Source organism: Ruegeria lacuscaerulensis (assembly GCF_013034685.1).
GTDB classification, from domain to species: domain Bacteria; phylum Pseudomonadota; class Alphaproteobacteria; order Rhodobacterales; family Rhodobacteraceae; genus Ruegeria; species Ruegeria lacuscaerulensis_B.
In genome coordinates, this window is sequence record NZ_WQGO01000013.1 from 1 (window position 1) to 20,288 (window position 20,288).

Sequence of the window (20,288 nt, forward strand, 5' to 3'; positions counted from 1 at the left end):
TATAGACAACGCAGAACACCAAGACGCAAAAACGAACGACTTTTTCAACGACATCAGCCCACAGCGGTCAACGAAAGTGGCTTTCAAGTTTGGGTTGCTCAGTCAGTATTGAGTGACTGAGGGCTTAGGTTGACACATCGCAGATCAGCCTGCTCTGATCGAAGCAATTTATTTATGTCCGTAATCCCATTCGGAGGCATCAATGAAGTTCTTTAAGTCTCTCACAGTATTCGCTTTTGCGCTGATGCCGCTTCACGGCGCTGCACAGTCCCCCTCATTGCAAGACGCCTTCGAGCGTTTCCCTGAGTTTCCCGGCACAACTGTCTACGTCGGTGGAGAAGTTCTCACCATGAATCCGGACGCCCCGGTGGTTGAGGCGGTGGCGGTCAGGAATGGTCGAATTACTGACGTTGGAACCCTGGAGGAAATCGAGGGTCGCCTACCCGAAGGTAGCTATGCAATTGACCGCAGCTTTGAAGACAAGGTCATGGTGCCCGGGTTTATTGAACAGCATTTGCACCCGCTTCTGGGCGCACTTGCGATGATGTCGGATGCCATCATTTCCATCGAGGACTGGCAATCGCCAGCAGGATTTGCGCCTCTTGCCAATAGCGAGGAGGAGTTTCGCCAACGTCTGTCCGAGGTCATCAACACATATGATCGAAGCAGCGGGCGACCGCTGATGGTCTGGGGGTATCACGCGTCATGGCACGGCGACATGAGCCGTGTGATTTTGGACGAACTGGCCCCCGATATCCCGCTGGCTGTATGGCAACGCTCCACCCACGAGATGTACTTCAACTCGGTTGCCCTCGAACAACTTGAAATCACCGAAGAATACATTGCCGGCTGGTCAAGCGAACTGGCCCGGTCTCAAGCCAATCTTGAGAAAGGCCTCTTCCTTGAAGCTGCATTCTGGGAGCATGTGTTCTTTGAGAAGTTTGCTCCGGTCTATGCATCTATCGACAGGGTCATGGAGGCGCTGGAGTTCACAGAGGACTATTATCACCGCAGCGGGATCACGACCCTGGCAGAGCCTGCTGGCCCTGTGGATCAGAACGCCCAAGCTCTGGTGGCAGAAGCGTTCGGGCCAGACGACACGCCGTTCAACTTTTACTTTATTCCGGACGGTCGAACGCTTGGGAGTATGTTTCTGAACACAGAGGGCCCCGAAAAAGTACTGGCCGAAACCGAAGCTATGCTGGCGTGGAGCGAAGGCCGAACCCAGTTCCTACCTAAGCAGGTCAAGCTCCTGTTAGATGGTGCGATCTTCAGTGAATTAATGATCATGCGCGACGGCTATCTGGACGGGCATGAAGGTCAATGGATTATGACGCCTGATTTCTTCAAGCAGGTGTTCGACCTTTATTGGAACGCAGGTTTTCAGGTCCATGTTCACAATCTAGGAGACGGCGGTCTGGACATCCTTCTTGATGCTCTTGAAGACGCCATGCAGCGCAATCCGCGATATGACCATCGCACCGTCGTGGTGCACTTTGGCTACGCTCAACCAGATCAGATCGCACGTATTAAACGTCTTGGCGCGATTGTCAGTGGCAATTCCGTTTATACGCCGACGCTCGCAGATCGGTATTCCGCAGGCAGCGTGGGTAGCGAGCGCACAGAGCGCATGGTGCCACTAGGTGACGCCGTTCGGGCAGGTATCCCCTTTTCGATGCACTCGGACATGCCGATGGCTCCTGCAGAGCCGCTGAAGTACATGTGGGCTGCTGTCAATCGGATTTCCACGAGTGGCCGTGTCGTTGGTCCGGACCAGCGCATCAGTGCCGAAGACGCGCTGCAAGGTATCACCATCGGTGCAGCCTATTCCCTGCAATTGGAGGATGAGATCGGTTCCATCGAGCCCGGCAAACTGGCCAACTTCACAATCCTTGAAGAAAATCCGCTAACTGTGGATCCTTTGACGCTGGCCGATATCAAAGTGTGGGGAACTGTACTTGAAGGCCGTCTTCAGCCCGCCCCTCCCGCAGCAGAAACAGACCATGACGAAGCCGGTGCTAGCCAGCTCATCAATAATCCGGAAAAAGTGTTGATGGCGTCACTACGCCACGCACGCAGTAAGGCCCACAATCACGATCACTCGCAATCAACGCAGTTTAACGTCTATGATCCGCTCGGGATTTCGACCTTTGACTCTCGTTGATCGTCACTTGAACAAGCCGGAAGATTGCCCCAACTCGCTCCGATAGGCGCGGTGGCCAATCTTGCACTTTGCGCAGGTGCCGAACCGTCCCACCCGCTGCGTTCTTGAGTGCCAGTTTTGTTCGCCCGCTGCCGGATTTTGGATGCCGATCTGATTGAGCCAAAAAGGGGCAGTGAAATGCGAAGAATAAAACTCTGATAATTGTGACTTCTGACCAAAGGTCATTCAATTGCGGTTTGAAATGTTGCGGTAAGCCTTTTGTTCAAACCGTGATGAGGCTCGGCTGAGGAACCGTAGTGCAATTCTGCCAAGGCAGCGATGTCATTGAAAATGACTACGGAGCCGCCTTCTTCGTTCGCGTAAACCAATAGTTTTTGGCAAAAGGCATCCAATCCAATTGCCGGAAAACCCGCCATTGCCACACCACCGGGTGCTGGTCCGCCGAATAACAAGAGAACAGCATCCGGTAGCTGCGCCCCCAGTTGGGACGCTTCGGCCGCAAAATCCATCTCCCCAAACCAGACTGTATCGTCCTGTCCCATCACAGCTGTCCTGAGACGTTCTACTGCCTCTGACACGCTGAGCTCAGATCGCAATTCGATGATGCCATAGTTTGCAAGTAATCCTTTGGTCGGTGCTGGTGCTGCATCCAAGTCGTTCAGGACTTCGAGCAACTTGTTCTCAAATGCATTCAACGCTTGGCTATTGTTCAGACCATGACGCACTTTGAGAAACTGAGGGTCTGTGTATGCGATCTGCGGGTGACCATCCTGATCGAAGGAAAGAACGCGAAAAGGAAGATCCAGACCTGCTCGTACGTTCTCTTCCAGAATTGGCGTGTTTATCTCTGGATCAGAGAATACGAGTACACGAGACGCTGGCATTTCGACACCTTCGGCCTCGGCCAGGCGCGCATGATCTATCGATGCGATCGGAGTAGCTCCCGCATCGGCAACTGCAGTCTCAAGTTCTAAGAAGTTTTCGTCCACCGCAATCTGGACAGATGAAGATTGTGCAAAAGCGGATGTCGAAACTGCTAGTGTTGCAATCATCGAAAGAACAAAGCCAAACCTTACCATTTTACCACTTCCTGTTTCATCGTACGTTTTTTCAGTGAAACCGCCGCCAGAGCTGCAATTGTAATCGCGGCTGCAAGATAAAAGAGAAGTATCCCTTTCGGGACGCCATCAAAAAATATGCTAAGTATGCATCCGGCGGCCAATCCCGAGATAGACAAAAATAGAACCCATAGCGCAGTGCGCTGTAAGTCCGGTTTCGCCACGGTCGCTGACCAAAACAAAGCGTTTGCTACGTAAAGACCCATAATCGCACGGAAGACATGCGTCTGGTCCGTTCCTTCCACCGGAAGTCCCAGCAAAACTGGGATCGAACTACCGAATATCAGCCAGTACGATAGTGCAATTGGCACGTGGCCAGTAGTAGTCACCAGAAGGTCTAACCTAGCATCCATGCAGGCCTCTTTCTCGTAGAGGTTTCGCTTTGCTTGCAAAACTCCTAATCGGTCAATTGGTGCATCCGATGATCCGTAACGGATGCCTACGCCATAGCCTGAACGGCGCATCCGGCAGGCCAAGTCGAGCTTTCCAAAGAGCGAGCCAGTACTGCGCAGCCGTGCTCCGCCGCGCACCAAACTGGTCACAATGCGCCTTCGTCGCCCAGGAACTCGATACCAGCTGTCGTGCCATCACTGTAAGCAATGCAATTCCAAGGAGCACGGTCCTCGCCAACGCCTACAGTGACCTGTGTTCCTGCCTCGCTAAACGCGGATGAGAGCACCACGACTTGCGAATTGTTTGTTGTGCTGGCTACATCTCGCAAACACGCCTGCTGAGCCGGCGTGAGGTCGGCGGACGCGGTTGATGTACTCGTATCGTCGCAGGCTGCAAGCAATGCGAAACAAGTTGCACCTGCAATCATCACCATCTTGTTGGACATTTTCTTCTCCTTCTTGTTCCCATGAAATTATTGAAATTGGATGCGCTTGTTTGAATCTCTCGCGTCTGGGCAGCCAATAGGACATGCCTTGATCCTGTGACTACCTTGCCCAAAACCCGCCGCTTGCTGGCTTGGCCGGCGGTTCGATATTTTGTTGACTACCGAGATCGCCAACAACGCGTGATGGCCGAATGACGTCACAGGCAAAAGCTAGAGCGAGCTTTGGAGAGAGTGATCTCTTGTTGAAATTGAGCATCGCGTCCTCCTAAGCACGATCACTTTAGAAAGTCTTCCAACCGCCAGCACTCACCCTAGCGGCTGGAAGGGCCCGGCAACGCGAGCAACAACGACAACAACGGAGGTAAAATGAAAGTTGTGTCGAATTCGCATGTTTGAATCTATTTTTTAATAAATCAACATTTTTTCCGCGCGTAAACTTCTTTACGCTCTCGTACGATAGGCCTTCGTCTTCAAATAAAAAAGGTTCGTGGGCGCATCCTTGGGGGCGCGTGAGTAATTCTGAGCGGCGAAGCGTCTCGGCGCAATGAAAGTCAAAAAGGGAGTGAAAAATGGGATTTGGTGAATCCGTTAAAACGTGTTTTTCGAAATACTTCCAGTTTTCCGGTCGGGCTTTACGCTCAGAATACTGGTGGTTCTTCTTGTTTGTGGTTCTCGTGAGTGCCGCTTTAGCCATGTTGGATTCGGTCCTTTTTGGAACCAACCCCGAAACGGGCCAAGGCTCTCAGGTTCTGTCCTCAGTTTTCCAACTGGCCGTCATAATACCAATGCTCGCCGTCGGTTGGAGAAGGCTGCACGATACAGGGCGACCTGGCTGGTACTTGCTGTTGCCGATGGCGCTCAGCATTACAACGCTTTTTGTTTTGCTGGGTGGGGTGGCGTTCTTTTCGGTATTGGAGCAAGGGACCGAAAATCCCGATGCATTGCGAGGACCTGCGGCAGTTTTGGGTGTGACCGGTATCATTGTTGTCTCAATCCTTCAGTTCGTTCTGTCCATTCTGATGATCTGGTGGCTGACACGACCTTCCCAAGAAGGCGCAAACGAATACGGCGAATCTGTTTCCTGACCTTATTTTCCGGGAAACAAGCCAGGAACCCTGCTGGGTGAAAGTCCGAACCGCAACACCATGGAGAGTGAAAATGAGTTTCAAAACGATTTCCATTGGAGCGTTGATGATGGCAATGGCGACCACTGCATCGGCGGAGTGGTCGTTCAGTTCCGGGCCTAATCCCAATGCATTTATTCAAACCGGAAACATGACGCTGGAACTTCAGTGTGACCGTATCCGCTTTGCTCCGGCTGGATACGAGGACAGCCAGGACATTGTGCAGAAGCAAGGGCTTTCCATTCGGTTTTTTAAGAGCGGCACCACCGAAGTTGGGGCTTTTCAGGTTGGCGCAGAAAACGCTGCTTTGCGGATCGTCGACAACTATCCCGTCGAGGCCAGTTTCAACAGTCAGCAGGATTATGATTTTGTACTGGACCAGCTTGCAGCAAATGCATCGGTTAATCTGTCCATGATTGATCAAGACGTCAGCTATGGAATCTTTGACTTGAAGGGTTCCAGCGCGGCAATTCGATCCCTTCGTTCTGCGTGCAACTCGAATGTTAGCCAGGAGGCCTCCTACGAAGCACCCGAAGGCATCGTCTATTGTGGTGGCGGAGCGATAAAACGCGTGATCGAACCCGTAATTTTGGAGAACCCGGACGGAGAGTGGGACGCGCGAGTAACGGTTAACGGCGAGACGATCAGAGCCATGACGGCCTACAGTTACTTCGGAAACTCTGAGCCGCCGGCCGGATTTGTCGTTGCCCTGCTTGGGGAAGACAGGTCCGAGTTTTTGATTTTTAGCGAAGGCTCGGCAAACTGGCTGGAGTACGGGGACTATAGGTATGATCAATGTAACTGACGCCACCCTCCAACCTGCTTCCCCAAAAGTGCGCCTGTTGAAAGGGCTGGCATCAGGGATTGTGCTGGTTTCGGGCCTATTTTGGACCTCACCAGCTGTCGCTGCTGATGTTTCACAACTGCCGCCCGGTTTTCAGGCGAAGGTTGATCTGGCGGCACAGGCTTGCGCGGAGTTCAACGACGGTCAGTTTGATTTAGATTGGGGTGCGGTCGAGAGAGTGGATCTCGACGGGGATCTACAACGCGACTGGGTTCTGAACGAATCTGGTTTCGCGTGCTCGAGCGCCGCATCTCTTTTTTGCGGAACTGGCGGATGCATGTCGCACTTCTTGATTGAAGAGGAGGTTCACTCCTTGCTTAACCGAGGCTGGACGGTCGTTGACTTCGGGCGTCAACGCATTGTCCTTGCGGATGTCCACGGAAGCAATTGTGACGGAATAAACCCGACGCCTTGCGCATCAGCCAGTGTTTGGGATGCGGAAGCTAAGACGTGGCGTTCATCGGCTGGTGATTGGCAGTAAACTGCAATTGGGCAGTGCAGATAAGCCTGAGAGCCTGTTTGTTCGATGAGTTCTCTGCAGCATGCAAACTTATGGGCAAATCGTACAAAGCTATGCGCAAATACCGCGTAAAGGTTTACGCAAAGTTCCAAGATTTTCTTTAGTCAAACCAACGTCGGCAATGCAGCGTTATGCGCAGACCTACAGGAAATCGCCGGAGGCATTTTCGCCATCGGCATTCCCGCTTCCGTCAGTCGAACCCGCCCGGTTTATGCCCGAAGAAGACCTTGGTGACATCCTCGATGATGTTCCACGTCACGCGGCTGCCGTCCCGGACGAAATAGCTATCTCCTACATCCAGATCGGTGGTGTGTCCTGTACTGTGGTCGATTATTTGGCAACGGCCAGACAGGATAGTCATCAGCTCATCCCCCTGTTCGGTGCATTCAAACGCGCCTTTGGTGCAGCGCCAGATGCCGGTGCGTGTTGCATGTCCGGGGCCGCCGTCGTCCATCCGGCCAGAGGCTTTGGGCTGACCTTCCAATATCTTGTAGTCGCTGCTGGGGTTGTCGAAAGGCCAGACCTCCAAGGGGCCGATTTCATCCAGCGTCGTGTATTTCCGCATAATCGCTCTTTCATCTCTGTTTTGCGGGGCAGGTTAGCCGCCATGCTGCCGCAGGAAAGGGCCAATCTCCTGAAAAAACTCGTCAAAGCCCGCGTGCCCTCGGATCATGCAGTGATTGGCGCCCGGAAGTTCGACGAATTCGGCGGTTGGAACTTCGCGCGCGGTTTCGCGGCCTTCGCTGATCGGGGCAGCCATGTCATCTCTGACATGCAACACCAATGTCGGCACGTTTAGCCGTTGTGCATCCGCGCGGGCATCCACATAAGCGTTCATCTCCATGATCCGCAGCGCCGTTTCGGGGCTGGCCGAGATACGCTGCATCTCATCAAAGCTTGCACCTTCTTCCGGAGTGGCGTCTGGCATATAAGATGAGGTGAAGAAATGGCGATAGACCGGATTGGGTGAGCCCCACCCGGCGGATACCATCGCGCGGGAGGCCTGATAGAATTGTTCGGCTTCGGCGTCGCCCCGCATCATGCGACCCCGGACATAGCCGCCCAGTAGGATCAGAAACTTGACGCGATCGGGGTATGTGGCCGCAAACCGGATCGAAAAGGCCGAGCCCTGGCTGATCCCGAACAGGCCGAATTGATCCAGCCCCGCTGCATCGGCGACGGCGATCATGTCGTCGATCATCCTATCCTCTGAAATATCACCCACATCCCAGTCCGAAAGCCCATTGCCGCGCTGATCGAACCGCACCAGATGGCAAAGCTTGGACATCTCGGACAGGAAATCGCCCCAGACGGGGCTGGTCCATTCATACTCGATATGGTTCAGCCAGTTCGGCGCTTTGAGCACGGGCGTCCCATGTCCGGTCGAGGCCCAGGCCAGATTGACCCCGTCCGCCGATTTGCAGAACCTTACCCGCTGTTGCAGCGAGATATCGGGTGCCACGCGCCGGGGGGCGGCCTGCGGTGACCAGTGCCAGACCCGGATCGGTCGGCTGATATTCTTGACGCGCTGCCCGCCCATATCCCGAAACGGCGTATCGACACGATCCTGCACGGCCTGATGCACAATGTCTGAGACGCAAACTCCGCCAGGCTCTGCCAGCCCCTCCAGTCTTGCGGCGACGTTGACACCGTCGCCAAAGATGTCGCCCTCATCGAAAATGACATCACCCAGATTGATGCCGACGCGGAAGCGGATCCTCTGATCATCTTCAAGATCTGTTTCATTCAGGTTCATCGCTTTTTGGATGTTCACGGCGCAGCGCACTGCGTCCTGAACGGATTCGAAGGTGGCCAACATGCCATCGCCAGTGGTTTTCACAATGCTGCCGCGGCTGCGCTCGATTTCGGGGTCGATCAATTCGCGTCGGTATTTCTTTTGCCGGGACAAAACGCCCAGTTCGTCCAGTTCCATCAGCCGGGAATACCCGACCATGTCAGCCGCCAGAATAGCCGAGAGCCGCTGTTCCATTCCCCCCTCCGTCTGCTGCACCTGTCTGGCGCTTAGGGGTCAGTATACGGGAAAGTGGCGGTCTTGTCGCAATAGCAAAGACATATCCTTGAATTTGCGGTTTCGCGGCGATGCGGAATGCGTAATCTTCGGGGCAAACCGAATGATTGCAGCCCATCGGATCAACGTCAGGATACGCACAGATCATGAAACTGGAATTCCACCACATCAACTATGTCTCGCAGGACGTGGAGCGCCTGCATCATTTCTACACGCACGTCCTCGGGCTGGACGACATCCCGATCGAGAACTTCCCCCGACCTGATGAGACCGAAGACAGCGGCTATAGCGGCAAGATCCGTTTTGCCACAGATGGTCATATGCAGATGCATCTGGCCGAGAAAGATCTTGGTGTGGCATTCAAACACAGTGAGTCCATCAATCCGGTTGAACGCGGGCATATTGCCTTCAGAACCGATGATATTGCGGCTTTCAAGAAATTGTTGGACGACAACGGCATCCCCTATTCCGACTATGGAACGGCCTTTGCCAAAGAATGGCACCAGGTGTTCTTTCAGGATCCCGAGGGCAATATCATCGAGGTTCATCAGGCGGTTTAGCGGTCGCCTGGGCAAACCTGCGGCGGGTGGTGTCCAGATGCGCAGCCATCGCCGCACGGGCCTTGCGCTTGTCCCGTCTTTCGATGCTGTCGATGATCGCAAGATGATCGGCGGTGGCTGTCAGGTGATGGTCGAGCTGGTTTTCTAGCGGCCACAAGTAGTGGTGGTTGAAGATCATCGCAATCGCGTCCTGAAAACCGACGATCAACCGGTTCCCCGCATGATCATTCAGGAAGCGGTGAAACTTGGTGTCCAATGCCGGGAAATCCAACGTGGAAAGATCGGCGGTTGCGGTCACAGCCTGATGCTCTTGCCGCAACCGTGCCAGCCCGCCCCAGAACGGATGCTGTTCTGGCAGGCAGCACAGGTTTTCCACCGCGCGGCTTTCGAACATGACGCGAACCTCGTGCAGCTCCAGCGCATATTGGCGGGTGACGCCTTCCAGCACCCAGCGCCTGTGGTGATCCTTGCGCACAAAGCCAAACCGGCTGAGGCCGATCAGAAACTCGCGAATAGTTTGAACCGAGACATCCAACTGCCGCGCCAGTTGCCCTTCGCTCAGGCGCGTTCCGGGGCCCAGATCTTGATTGCGGATCATCTGCATGAACGCGGCTTCAAGCGCGTCGCGTGTGTCCATCGTTTGGGCGGCTGAAAAGTAATCGGCCTGTTCCGGCAGGCGTTGCACGTCGTAGCCCCGCCCTCGTCGAGCAAGCAAACCCCGGCTTACCAGATGGGTCAGAACGGCCCGCACTGTGGTGCGGCTGACGCCCAGATGGCGCGCCAGTTGCGAAATGTTGGAGACCTCAGCCCCCGCCATCACCCTATCCAGCATGGCGTTGCAGGCGCTTTTGAAAACTCGGTCAGGGCGCGGCAAACCTGTGGTCCTTGATGTTCATTACACTGTATTAAATGGGGTTAAAGACATTTGAGGGCAAGGGTCCGGACCCATATGATAGCGCCAACTCCGATCTGCTATATCGTCAGGATTTTCCCCAATGCCATATGTCCCCAGTGCCACCCGCTACGATAAAATGATTTATAACTCTTGCGGAAGCAGCGGGCTGAAACTGCCTGCTATCTCGTTGGGGTTGTGGCATAATTTCGGGCATGATCGCCCCCATCAGTTAAAGCAGGAGCTGTGCCGCACGGCCTTTGATCTGGGGATCACGCATTTCGATCTGGCAAACAATTATGGCCCGCCGCCAGGCAGCGCCGAAGAGGCGTTTGGCGAGATTTTGAAAACCGATTTCGCCGCATACCGTGATGAATTGGTCATCTCAACCAAGGCCGGGTATGGGATGTGGCCCGGCCCCTACGGCGAATGGGGCAGCCGAAAATACCTGATCGCCTCTTGTGACCAAAGCTTGAAACGGATGGGGCTCGACTATGTCGATATCTTTTATTCCCACCGGTTCGACCCGAACACACCGCTCGAGGAAACGATGGGCGCGTTGGATCAGATCGTGCGCTCCGGCAAGGCACTGTATGTCGGCATTTCGTCCTATAACTCGCAACGCACGCGCGAGGCTGCGGCTATTCTAAAGGATCTGGGCACGCCCTGTATCATCCATCAGCCCAGCTACAATATGATCAACCGTTGGGTGGAAACGGATGGGTTGAAAGCCACGCTGAAAGAGCTGGGGATCGGGTCCATCGCCTTCACGCCGCTGGCGCAAGGAATGCTGACCGGAAAATACCTGAATGGCCTGCCGGAAGGCAGTCGCGCCACCGAGGACAAGTCCCTCAACCCCGATCTGCTGACCGAAGCCACCATCCAGAATTTGCGCAACCTTGATGCCATCGCCAAACGGCGCGGTCAGACGCTGGCGCAGATGGCAATTGCCTGGGTGCTGCGCGAAGGCGGGATCACAACTGCTTTGATCGGGGCGTCGCGGACGGAACAGATCGTTGACTGTATCGGCGCGCTGAAGAACATTGAATTCACGTCCGAAGAACTGGCCGAGATAGACCTCTATTCCGCCAATGGAGAGGTCAATCTGTGGTCCCAGTCCTCGGACGCCTGAGCCGCGACAGCAACAAAGGAAATCCCATGAACAAACCCGTAATCGGTTTTATCGGTGTTGGCCTGATGGGCCATGGCATGGCTAAGAACATCGTGGAAAACGGCTATCCGCTGGTGGTGATGGCGCATCGTAATCGCCAACCGGTCGAAGACCTGTTGCAGCGCGGCGCGACCGAGGTTCATTCGGCTCGTGAGATGGCCGAGGCCTGCGATATCATCCACCTCTGTGTCTCAGGCAGTCCACAAGTGGAACAGCTGGTGCGGAGCCCCGACGGGATCATCGCCGCAGGGAAAGAGGGGTTGGTTGTTGTGGATTGTTCCACCTCGGACCCGGTTTCGACCCTGCAGCTGGCCGAGGAACTCCGTGGCGCAGGCATGGACCTGGCCGACGCTCCGCTGGGGCGCACCCCCAAAGAGGCCGAAGCCGGAACGCTGGATGCCATGGTTGGCGCGTCGCCCGAGACTTTTGCGCGCATCAAGCCGGTGATTGACTGCTGGGCCGGGCTGGTTGTCCACATGGGTGAGGTCGGATTGGGCCACAAAATGAAGCTGATCAACAACTTCGTCGCCATGGGCTATGCGGTCCTGTATTCCGAGGCGCTGGCCGTGGCCCGAAAGTCGGGTCTGAGCGCCGAACAGGTGGATTCCGTTCTGCGCCCCGGTCGTTTGTCGAACGGGTTCTACGAGACCTTTATGAAATGGACGCTGGAGCGGGACGAAAACGCCCATCGTTTTGCCATCACCAACGCGCATAAGGACATGCGGTACCTTTCGAACCTGGCCAACAGCATCGGTGCGGTCACGCCGGTTCAAGCGACTCTGCGCAATGCCTTCGCCGCGATGGAGGCGGCCGGCCGGGGTGAGGATTACGTTCCCATGATGGCCGACTTCATTGCGGAAACGAACGGGTTGGACGACGATTCCAAAGCGTAGATATGCCGCGCCCGCAGCCATAGCCTGCGCGTACAAAACGTGACACACCCTTTCTTGTTGATCCAATAGGGAGGGGTGCAGGCATGAGCGACAGTCCCGACGTGATGAGCGGGTCTCTGAAGCGACCCTTGGCGGTGGCCTTTGCGATTGGCCTTGCGCTCGTGATCATCCTGTCTGTGTTTCTTTACATGTCACGCGAGACCGGTGCGCGCATTGGTGAAATGCGGGTGGCGTGGCAGGAATACTCGGCCAAGACCACGCCGCGTGGCTATTGGATTTCAGATATCCGCGAGGATTTCGGCTATGGCGGTCTGATTCACAACTTCAAGAACTACGTTTTGCGTCATGACCCGGACTTGGGGCCGCGTCTGCGACGGCAATCGGAAAGTCTGTTGAACGCCATCGCCGCCTATCGTGCTTCTAACCCGTCCCCAACCGAGCAGGAGGCCCTGCAACAGATCGAGGCCGTGGCACTGGAATATACCGGCAACATCCCATTGATCGAAGAGGGCATCGCTGCGGGTCTCAGCGCGGAACAAATCGACGCTTTGGTGCGTGTCGATGACAGTGATGCTTTGGCAGCGCTGGCGACGCTTGAAACCCTGTGGGTGCAGGAGCGTGACAGAAGCTTGTCCGGTATGGTGCGAGCCTTTTCGGATGGCGAACGTCTGGTGCGCAACTTCTCGGTCCTGTTGATTGGGCTGATCGTTCTGGTTGGGGTCATCGCCATCCTCACGACGTTTCTGATCACCAACATCCTGCGCGCCAACCGTCGCCTGAAGGCCGAACTGGCGCTGCGTGAACAGGTTGAGCTGGCCGAGCGCAAGCTGGCGCGTGCGGTCGAACAAAGCCCGGCCTCGATCATCATCACGGATACTGATCTGAAGATCGAATATGCCAACCGCAAGTTCTTTGAACTCAGCGGCTATGGTCCGTCAGAGGTTTATGGCCATTCGCCCAAAATGCTGCAATCGGGACATTCGGGGCAGGGGGTTTACGGCGACCTGAAGGCCAAGCTGAGAAACGGTCAAAGCTGGTATGGTGTGTTTCGCAACCTGCGCAAAGATGGGACGCATTACTGGGTCTCGACCGCGATTTTCCCGCTGGTCGATCAGAATGGCAGCATCACCCACTATATCGGTATCGGCGAGGACATGACCGAGTCCCGCCGCACGCGCGAGCAATTCGCACAAGTGCAGAAGATGGAGGCCGTGGGCATTCTGGCCGGGTCAGTGGCGCATGATTTCAACAACGTGTTGATGAGCGTGATCGGCAATGCCGAGCTGATCGAACTGGACGCCGAAGATAACGAGGACATTCAGACCTCGGTCGATCACATCCGCATCGCGGCACGTCGGGCGCAGGCGCTGGTTCGCAAGATGCTAACCTTTGCCCGCGAACGGCCCCGCAACCCTCAGCGCGGCGATATGGTCAAAGCCACGCAAGAGGCGCTGGACCTGATCAAGGTCGCCGCCCCACCTAGTATCGAGACCCGCTTTGACGTCGACATAGATCAGGCCTTTGCGGAGTTTGACGGCACACTGTTTTTCCAGACATTGCTGAACCTGTGCCACAACGCGTTCGAGGCGATCGGCGATCACCCCGGCACAGTTGTGTTGCGCATCAGCCAAGCCGAAGACTCTGCGCTGGACGACCTGCCGGACGATGCGATTGGCGTGATCCGGTTGGACGTAACCGATGACGGGCCGGGAATGACGCCCGAAGTACAGGAGAAAATTTTCGAACCCTTCTTCTCGACCAAACCCGTGGGCAAGGGCACTGGTCTGGGCATGGCCATCGTCCGTAACAGTGTCGAGGAATGCCGTGGTCGGGTCGAATTGCATTCGGAGCCCGACAAGGGAACCCGGTTCAGCCTGTTCTATCCGATGATGCCGGTTTTAAGCGCGCAACAACAGGAAGAGGCGCGCGCCGTCACGGGGGATGAGCACATCCTGCTGGTCGATGACGACGAAAACATCCTGTATGTCACGCGCCGGTTGCTGACGCGCTATGGCTACCGGGTCGAGGCCTATTCCGAACCGATGCGCGCGCTGGATGCCTTTAGGGCGGCCCCGGACAGCTATGACGTGATTGTGTCGGATTTGATGATGCCGGGGCTGATGGGGACCGATCTCATCGCGTCTGCACGGGCTGTTCGACCGAATGTTCCGACGATTCTGGTCAGCAGTTATTTTGATGATGCAGAAAGCCCGGCTGAAGGCGATACGACGGTACGAGTACAGAAACCCTTTGATGTTCAGAGTCTTGCGCGGATTGTACGATCTCTTGTTCCCTGACGCCTGTTACATTTCTTAACATCTTTTCACGTCTTTTCATCGCGTCCAAATCAGTACGACACAACTGCCCCCTAAGGTTCGCCGTGCCGGTCCTCGGCCAAACCGAGTGATCGGAATAGCGATAAAGGGGCTTTTAGATGACAACCAAAGCCAGAACATGGTTCTCGGCGCTGTCGACAGTTTCGCTGCTGACGATGAGTGCTGCGTTCCCGGTTCACCAGGCCCTGGCGGACCAGCCGGGCCCGGTAGAAGCCATAGAGTTCGATCCAGCCAAGGCGGCCCTTGGCAAACGACTTTTCTTTGATCCGCGCCTGTCCGGCGACGCTGCGCTGTCCTGTTCCAGTTGCCACCAGCCGGAAAACGGTTTTACCGACGGGCAGGCCCTGTCGGATGCCTATACGGGCAACCTGCATTTCCGCAACGTGCCAACGCTGATCAACAGCGCCAAGCGCGAGGCATGGTTCCATGACGGGCGGATAGGCACCAACCTGAATGACGTGACCCGCGAAAGCATCACCGAGACCTATTCCATGAACATGGACATGCGTCTTATGCAGGAACGCATCAAGCAGGACCCGGTCTATGTCGAGATGTTCGAAGCCGCCGGATTTGGTGAGCCTTCGAACGGTGGCGTGCGTAACGCGATCCCGGAATATCTGAAAACGCTGATCTCGCGCGGTGCGCCCTTCGACACCGGCGAGATGTCGGACGAGGCCAAAGCGGGGTATGAGCTGTTCAACGCCAGCGGCTGTAGCTCGTGCCACTCGGGCGAGCGATTCACTGACGATCTGCCGCACAATATCGGCGTCGGCGACAACCCTGACATCTGGGCGGACCCGACACGGCACATCACCTTTGTGACCATGATGAAGTTCCTCGGCGTCGAGAACTACATGAACCTGCGTGCTGACCCCGGAGCATATATCCGCACACACACCGCCGACACCTTCGGCACCTTCATGACCCCCACGCTGCGCGAGCTGACCTATACCGCGCCGTATATGCACAACGGCACGATGGAAACGCTCGAAGACGTGGTGGCCTTCTACAACGCCGGTGGCGGTGATGATGAGAACAAGGATCCGCGCATCAAGCCGCTTGGCCTCAACGAGACCGAGCAAGCACAGCTGGTGGCCTTCCTGAAGGCACTGTCTGGCGAGCCGCTGACCGGGCCCGAATTCGTCGCCGAGGAAATCGATACGGATTATGCGCCGATCGAAAACTGGCGTGAAACAACAAACTGAGGAGTGGACCCATGAAAGACCTTAAGTCTTACCTTTCAGGCACAATCGCCACCGCTGCTTTGTTTGCCGCCATCGGTTCGCAAGCTTTGGCTGCGGACAGTCTGGTGATCGAGGCCGGTATCGGCGGCGCAGACCCCGACCCCGATGCGCCACTGGTGGCGCTGGGCGAACCGCCCATCCCGCTGGACAACCCGCAGACCGAGGCCAAGATCGAACTGGGCAAGATGCTGTTCTTCGATCCGCGTCTTGGCGGGAACGAGACAACGCCATGTTCGGCCTGTCACCTGCCGGATGTGGGCTGGGACGTCGAAGCGCCAATCTCGTTCGGCTATCCCGGCACGACCCACTGGCGCAACAGCCAGACCATCGTGAACTCGGCTTACTACGGCAAGCTGTTCTGGGCGGGATCAAGTAAAAGCCTTGAAAGCCAGGCCAAATCCGCTGCAGGCGGTGCGGTTGCCGGTAATGGCGAGGCCGACATGATGGAGGCCCGTCTGGCCTTTGTGCCCGAATATGTCGAACGCTTTAACGATGTCTTCGGCGATCAATGGCCGCGCATCAGCAACGCTTGGCGCGCTATCGCTGCGTTTGAACGCACCATCGTTCAGACCGACACGCCCTTCGACAACTACCTGCGCGGGGATGATGCCGCGTTGACCGAGGAACAGAAACGCGGGCTGGAGCTGTTTACCGGCAAGGCGCAATGTTCCGAATGCCATAACGGCGCGCTGCTGTCGGATGAGAAATACTACAACACCGGCGTTCCACCTTATAGCGGCTGGGAAGATGACGGTCTGGCGCAAGTGACCTTCCGGTATGAGCTCTATGCCAAAGGCTCGACCGAGGATTTCTATCGCCACACCAAAGACGACCCCGGTTTCTATTTCCGCACCAAGGAAAAGGCCGATCTGGGCAAGTTCCGCACGCCAAGCCTGCGCTACACCCTCTACACCGAACCCTACATGCATAACGGCATGTTGGAGACGCTTGAGGACGTGGTTGAATTCTACAACCAGGGCGGTGGCGAGAATGAATTCGCAGCAACCAAATCCGATCTGATCCAGCCGCTTGGCCTGAACGATCAGGAAAAGGCGGATCTGGTGGCCTTCCTGAAATCCCTGTCCGGTGACGAGATCTTGGTCGAAGAGCCCGATCTGCCGGATTACCAGCCGCTTTCTGCGGTTGCAGCAGAGGAGTAAGCGTCATGAAAGATCATAACGCAACCGGATGCAGCTGTTCTGGCGAGGCCAAGAAGGCCTGCACCGTGAACCGCCGCCAGTTCCTGTTCGCCTCGGGCGCAACAACCTTTGCCGTGATGGTGGCCATGCCCACTCGCCACGGCCAGGCCGAACAGGTTCCTGCCCTTGTGTCCACCTATCCGCGCAAGCTGATCGGCAAACTGTCCGAGCTGGAACAGGATGTCCCGGTCGAGTTCTACTACCCCGATGAGGGCGACTACTCGGACTCGATTCTGGTCAAGACCGGCGTGGAAAGCGGCGGTGGCATCGGTCCGCAAAAGGACGTTGTGGCCTTCAACCTCACCTGCACCCACCAGGGCGGGTCGATGTATGACAGCTACAAACCCGAACATAAGGTGCTGGGCCCGTGCCCGCTGCACCTGTCCACCTATGACGTGACACGGCACGGCATCCTCGTTTCTGGGCAAGCCTATCAGTCGCTGCCGCAGGTCCTTTTGGAACTGGACGGTGATGACATCTACGCCGTCGGCATGTTCGGCCTGATCTACGGCCGCTACGACAACCTGATTGCATAAGGGAAGGGGATACTCACATGGCAACCCCGTATTACGTACCCGAGACCAACGTCCCGCTGCCGCCCAAAGGCGCCGAGGTCATCTCGACCGCCTGCGACTACTGCATCGTGGCCTGTGGTTACAAAGTCTACCGCTGGCCCGTGACGGCCAAACCCGGTGGCCCCACCGCAGACGAAAACGCCTTTGGCGAGGATTTCCCTGTTGCACCGCTGGGTGCATGGGTCGCGCCGAACCAGCACAATATCGTTCTGCACAAAGGTCAGCCGCACCACGTGGTGATCATCCCGGACAAGGACACGCAATACGTCAACACCGACGGCGACAGTTCCTTGCGGGGCGGGTGTATCGCGCAGAAATGCTATAACCCGCAGACACCGACGCGCGACCGCCTGAAGACACCGCTGATGCGGATCTATGGCACGCTGATGCCGGTTCCGTGGGATCTGGCGCTGGATGTGGCAGCCGAGGTGGGCAACCACGTCATCGCCAAACACGGCACCAATGCCTATGGCGTGAAAACCTTCAGCTATCAGTATATCGAGAACACCTATGCGATCTCGAAATACGCGCTGCGCCACATCAACACCGCGAACTTCACCTTCCACGACACGCCGTCCGACGTGACCTCGACCCCCGGTTTCCGGGATGCGGGTTTCGACAACTTCGGCCCGTCCTACGAGGACTGGCGCGATGCGGAAACCCTTCTGGTTTGCGGTACTGACCCGTATGAGACCAAGACCATCCTCTATACCCAGTGGATGATGAAGGGGATGCAGAACGGTCAGAAAGAGATCTATCTGATCCCGCGCAGCTCGGCCGGTGTGGCCCATGCGGTCAAGATGGGCGGCCTGCACATCGACGTTCTGCCCGGCACCGACCTACTGGTCGTCAACGCCATTGCCCGCGTCATCGTGGAAAATGGCTGGGAAGACAGCGACTGGATCAAGAAATGGGTCAACAACAAGTGGGAAAGCTCGTCCGGCTTCGGTCAGGGCACCCGCAACACGCCATGGCAGTGGCGTACGACCTGGGGCAAGTTCCAGACCAAAGGCTTTGAAGACTGGAAAGAGTGGCTGCTGTCGCAGGAAGAGTTCGCGCCCGAGACCGCTGCCGCCATGGCCGAAATCGACGTGCAGAAAATCTATACTGCCGCCGAATGGCTGGCCAAACCCAAGGCAGATGGCACACGGCCCAAAACCTCGGTCATGATCGAGAAAGGGTTCTACTGGTCCAACAACACCGGCAACACACAGGCGATTTCCGCGCTGGGCATCATCTGTGGCTGTGGCGGTCGTCCGGGTCAGGTCATTGGCCGGGCCGGTGGTCACCAGCGGGGTGGCGTGAAGGGCGGGAAATACCCGCGCAACAAATCGCCCGAGAAACTGCCCGGTCGCCGTCGCCGCGCCATGGATACCGACCGGTATCTGATCGCAGGTCATACCCGTATGGCACACGTGATCGGCACCACCTGGATCCAGTCCATGTGCGGCAGCCAGCAACTGGCCGACAAGTTCGAGGAACTGACCGTCCGCAACCCGCATCAGATCGCTTCTTTCGACAAGCAAGAGATGATCGACACGCTGAAGGCCCGCGCCGACAGCGGCGGTATGGTGGTCATCAACCAGGACATCTATCTGCAGGACCCGATCGGCAACCGTTACGCCGACATCGTGTTCCCCGCAGCGACCTGGGGCGAAGAGGACTTCTTGCGCGCCAACGGCGAACGCCGTCTGCGCCTGTACCAGAAGTTCTATGATGCGCCCGGTGCGGCGAAACCCGACTGGTGGATCATTGCGCAACTGGCACAGCGGATGGGCTTTGACGGGTTCGACTGGCAGAACTCGAACGAGGTTGCCGAAGAGGCCGTCCGCTTTACCCGCGGGTCGCGCAAGGACTTCCACGCCGTCTATCGTTTGGCCAAGAAAGAGGGCAAAGGCCTGCACCAGAAGGTCCGTGAGTTTGGCACCGATGGGGTTCAATGCCCGGTCATGCTGGATACCGATGGGGTCACGCTGATTGAAACCAAGCGTCTGCACGACACAACCCGCGAACTGCCCGATACCGGTGCGGCTGGTGCGGATGTGTTCAACAAGAAGCTGACGCATTTCAACAGCCAGACCGGCAAGTGCAACATCCAGAAATCGCCGTGGGGTCTGTTCTCGGACTATTGGGAATGGCTGAAACCCAACAAGGAAGAAGGCGAGTTGTGGGCGACCTCCGGTCGGATCAACGAACGCTGGCAGTCTGGCTTTGATGACCGTCGCCGCCCGTATATCGTGCAGCGCTGGCCGGAAAACTGGGTTGAAATCCACCCCGATGATGCAGCCGAGCGTGGCATCGAAAGCGGCGACTATGTGATGGTGTATTCGGAACGTGTTCCGGGCAACAAGCACACGCTGCTGGGTGTGGAAGGCGACGACTTCCAGTTCTCGAAGCTGATGGAGAACGGGCATATCGAACTGACCAAAGCGGCGATCACAGCCGTGGCCATGGTCACGCCCGCCATCAAGAAAAGCGTGGTTTACATGGACTTCCTGCATATGCAGCAGCCTGCGAACGCGCTTGAGGGCCGGATCGTCGACTGGATCAGCGGCAACTACAACTACAAGATGGGCGTTGCCAAGCTGCGCAAACTGGGGCCGAGCCCCTACAAGACCTCGTTCCGTACGATGTCCTTCGCACCGCGCGACATCGCCTGACGTGTTTCCGGGGGGCGGTCGCCATGCTGCCCCTCGGGTCTGGTCCCACTGCAGAAGGGACCTTGGGCCGGTTCCCCGGTTCGCTGGAAGGCAGGCTTCGGTTGGGAAACCTGCCTTCCAC

General features: G+C 56.7%; 18 protein-coding genes. 12 read left to right on the plus strand and 6 right to left on the minus strand.

Features of this window, described 5'->3' with window-relative positions; all coding sequences use genetic code 11:
- The first annotated feature begins 202 nt into the window (after window positions 1–202).
- Window positions 203–2,164, plus strand: a complete 1,962-nt coding sequence (locus GOV80_RS20755; protein ID WP_170787440.1) for an amidohydrolase — start codon at window positions 203–205, stop codon at window positions 2,162–2,164.
- Between the two features lie 221 nt (window positions 2,165–2,385).
- Here the strand turns inward: GOV80_RS20755 and GOV80_RS20760 are convergent, their stop codons facing one another.
- The 3 genes from GOV80_RS20760 to GOV80_RS20770 are packed head-to-tail and all read right to left on the minus strand — an operon-like array spanning window position 2,386 to window position 4,120.
- Window positions 2,386–3,243, minus strand: a complete 858-nt coding sequence (locus GOV80_RS20760) for a DUF302 domain-containing protein (protein ID WP_170787441.1) — start codon at window positions 3,241–3,243, stop codon at window positions 2,386–2,388.
- On the minus strand, window positions 3,237–3,824 hold the full coding sequence (locus GOV80_RS20765; RefSeq protein ID WP_336510182.1) for a DUF4345 domain-containing protein: 588 nt from the start codon (window positions 3,822–3,824) through the stop codon (window positions 3,237–3,239). The genes GOV80_RS20760 and GOV80_RS20765 overlap by 7 nt, the downstream gene beginning before the upstream one ends.
- Window positions 3,821–4,120: a hypothetical protein gene (locus GOV80_RS20770; protein ID WP_170787443.1), complete on the minus strand. Its 300-nt coding sequence runs from the start codon at window positions 4,118–4,120 to the stop codon at window positions 3,821–3,823. Before GOV80_RS20770 ends, GOV80_RS20765 begins: the two co-directional genes overlap by 4 nt.
- 569 nt (window positions 4,121–4,689) lie before the next feature.
- Here GOV80_RS20770 and GOV80_RS20775 point away from each other — a divergent pair.
- The 3 genes from GOV80_RS20775 to GOV80_RS20785 all read left to right on the plus strand — a co-directional run bounded on the left by GOV80_RS20775 (window position 4,690) and on the right by GOV80_RS20785 (window position 6,569).
- Window positions 4,690–5,205: a DUF805 domain-containing protein gene (locus GOV80_RS20775; protein ID WP_170787445.1), complete on the plus strand. Its 516-nt coding sequence runs from the start codon at window positions 4,690–4,692 to the stop codon at window positions 5,203–5,205.
- A 73-nt stretch (window positions 5,206–5,278) separates the two neighbouring features.
- Complete coding sequence (locus GOV80_RS20780) at window positions 5,279–6,049, plus strand: hypothetical protein (protein WP_170787447.1); 771 nt, start codon at window positions 5,279–5,281, stop codon at window positions 6,047–6,049.
- The gene (locus GOV80_RS20785) at window positions 6,033–6,569 is read left to right on the plus strand and encodes a hypothetical protein (RefSeq protein WP_170787449.1); all 537 of its coding nucleotides are present in this window, start codon (window positions 6,033–6,035) and stop codon (window positions 6,567–6,569) included. The genes GOV80_RS20780 and GOV80_RS20785 overlap by 17 nt, the downstream gene beginning before the upstream one ends.
- A gap of 229 nt (window positions 6,570–6,798) precedes the next feature.
- Here the strand turns inward: GOV80_RS20785 and GOV80_RS20790 are convergent, their stop codons facing one another.
- Window positions 6,799–7,173 (minus strand): cupin domain-containing protein, encoded by a 375-nt coding sequence (locus tag GOV80_RS20790; protein WP_170787451.1) that lies wholly within the window; start codon window positions 7,171–7,173, stop codon window positions 6,799–6,801.
- Between the two features lie 33 nt (window positions 7,174–7,206).
- Window positions 7,207–8,598, minus strand: coding sequence for an alpha/beta fold hydrolase (locus GOV80_RS20795; protein ID WP_170787453.1), 1,392 nt, complete (start codon window positions 8,596–8,598; stop codon window positions 7,207–7,209).
- A gap of 185 nt (window positions 8,599–8,783) precedes the next feature.
- On the opposite strand from GOV80_RS20795, the gene GOV80_RS20800 reads away from it, so the two are divergent.
- The gene (locus tag GOV80_RS20800; RefSeq protein ID WP_170787455.1) at window positions 8,784–9,197 is read left to right on the plus strand and encodes a VOC family protein; all 414 of its coding nucleotides are present in this window, start codon (window positions 8,784–8,786) and stop codon (window positions 9,195–9,197) included.
- Here the strand turns inward: GOV80_RS20800 and GOV80_RS20805 are convergent.
- Window positions 9,172–10,071: a GntR family transcriptional regulator gene (locus GOV80_RS20805; protein ID WP_170787457.1), complete on the minus strand. Its 900-nt coding sequence runs from the start codon at window positions 10,069–10,071 to the stop codon at window positions 9,172–9,174. The two genes, GOV80_RS20800 and GOV80_RS20805, sit on opposite strands and share 26 nt — an antisense overlap.
- 121 nt (window positions 10,072–10,192) lie before the next feature.
- Between GOV80_RS20805 and mgrA the strand changes: the two genes are divergently transcribed.
- From mgrA to GOV80_RS20840, 7 genes are all read left to right on the plus strand, one after another.
- Entirely contained in the window at window positions 10,193–11,221 is a 1,029-nt protein-coding gene (gene mgrA / locus GOV80_RS20810) for an L-glyceraldehyde 3-phosphate reductase (protein ID WP_170787459.1), read from the plus strand.
- Window positions 11,197–12,153, plus strand: a complete 957-nt coding sequence (locus GOV80_RS20815) for an NAD(P)-dependent oxidoreductase (protein ID WP_336510183.1) — start codon at window positions 11,197–11,199, stop codon at window positions 12,151–12,153. Before mgrA ends, GOV80_RS20815 begins: the two co-directional genes overlap by 25 nt.
- Before the next feature lie 83 nt (window positions 12,154–12,236).
- Window positions 12,237–14,450: a hybrid sensor histidine kinase/response regulator gene (locus GOV80_RS20820; protein WP_170787462.1), complete on the plus strand. Its 2,214-nt coding sequence runs from the start codon at window positions 12,237–12,239 to the stop codon at window positions 14,448–14,450.
- Between the two features lie 137 nt (window positions 14,451–14,587).
- A complete protein-coding gene (locus tag GOV80_RS20825) occupies window positions 14,588–15,694 on the plus strand; it encodes a cytochrome-c peroxidase (protein ID WP_237215968.1) in 1,107 nt (368 codons plus the stop codon).
- Between the two features lie 11 nt (window positions 15,695–15,705).
- Entirely contained in the window at window positions 15,706–16,893 is a 1,188-nt protein-coding gene (locus GOV80_RS20830; protein ID WP_170787464.1) for a cytochrome-c peroxidase, read from the plus strand.
- Window positions 16,894–16,898: 5 nt separating this feature from the next.
- Entirely contained in the window at window positions 16,899–17,468 is a 570-nt protein-coding gene (locus GOV80_RS20835) for an arsenate reductase (azurin) small subunit (protein WP_170724694.1), read from the plus strand.
- A gap of 17 nt (window positions 17,469–17,485) precedes the next feature.
- A complete protein-coding gene (locus tag GOV80_RS20840) occupies window positions 17,486–20,167 on the plus strand; it encodes an arsenate reductase (azurin) large subunit (protein ID WP_170787466.1) in 2,682 nt (893 codons plus the stop codon).
- The last annotated feature ends 121 nt before the right edge of the window (window positions 20,168–20,288 follow it).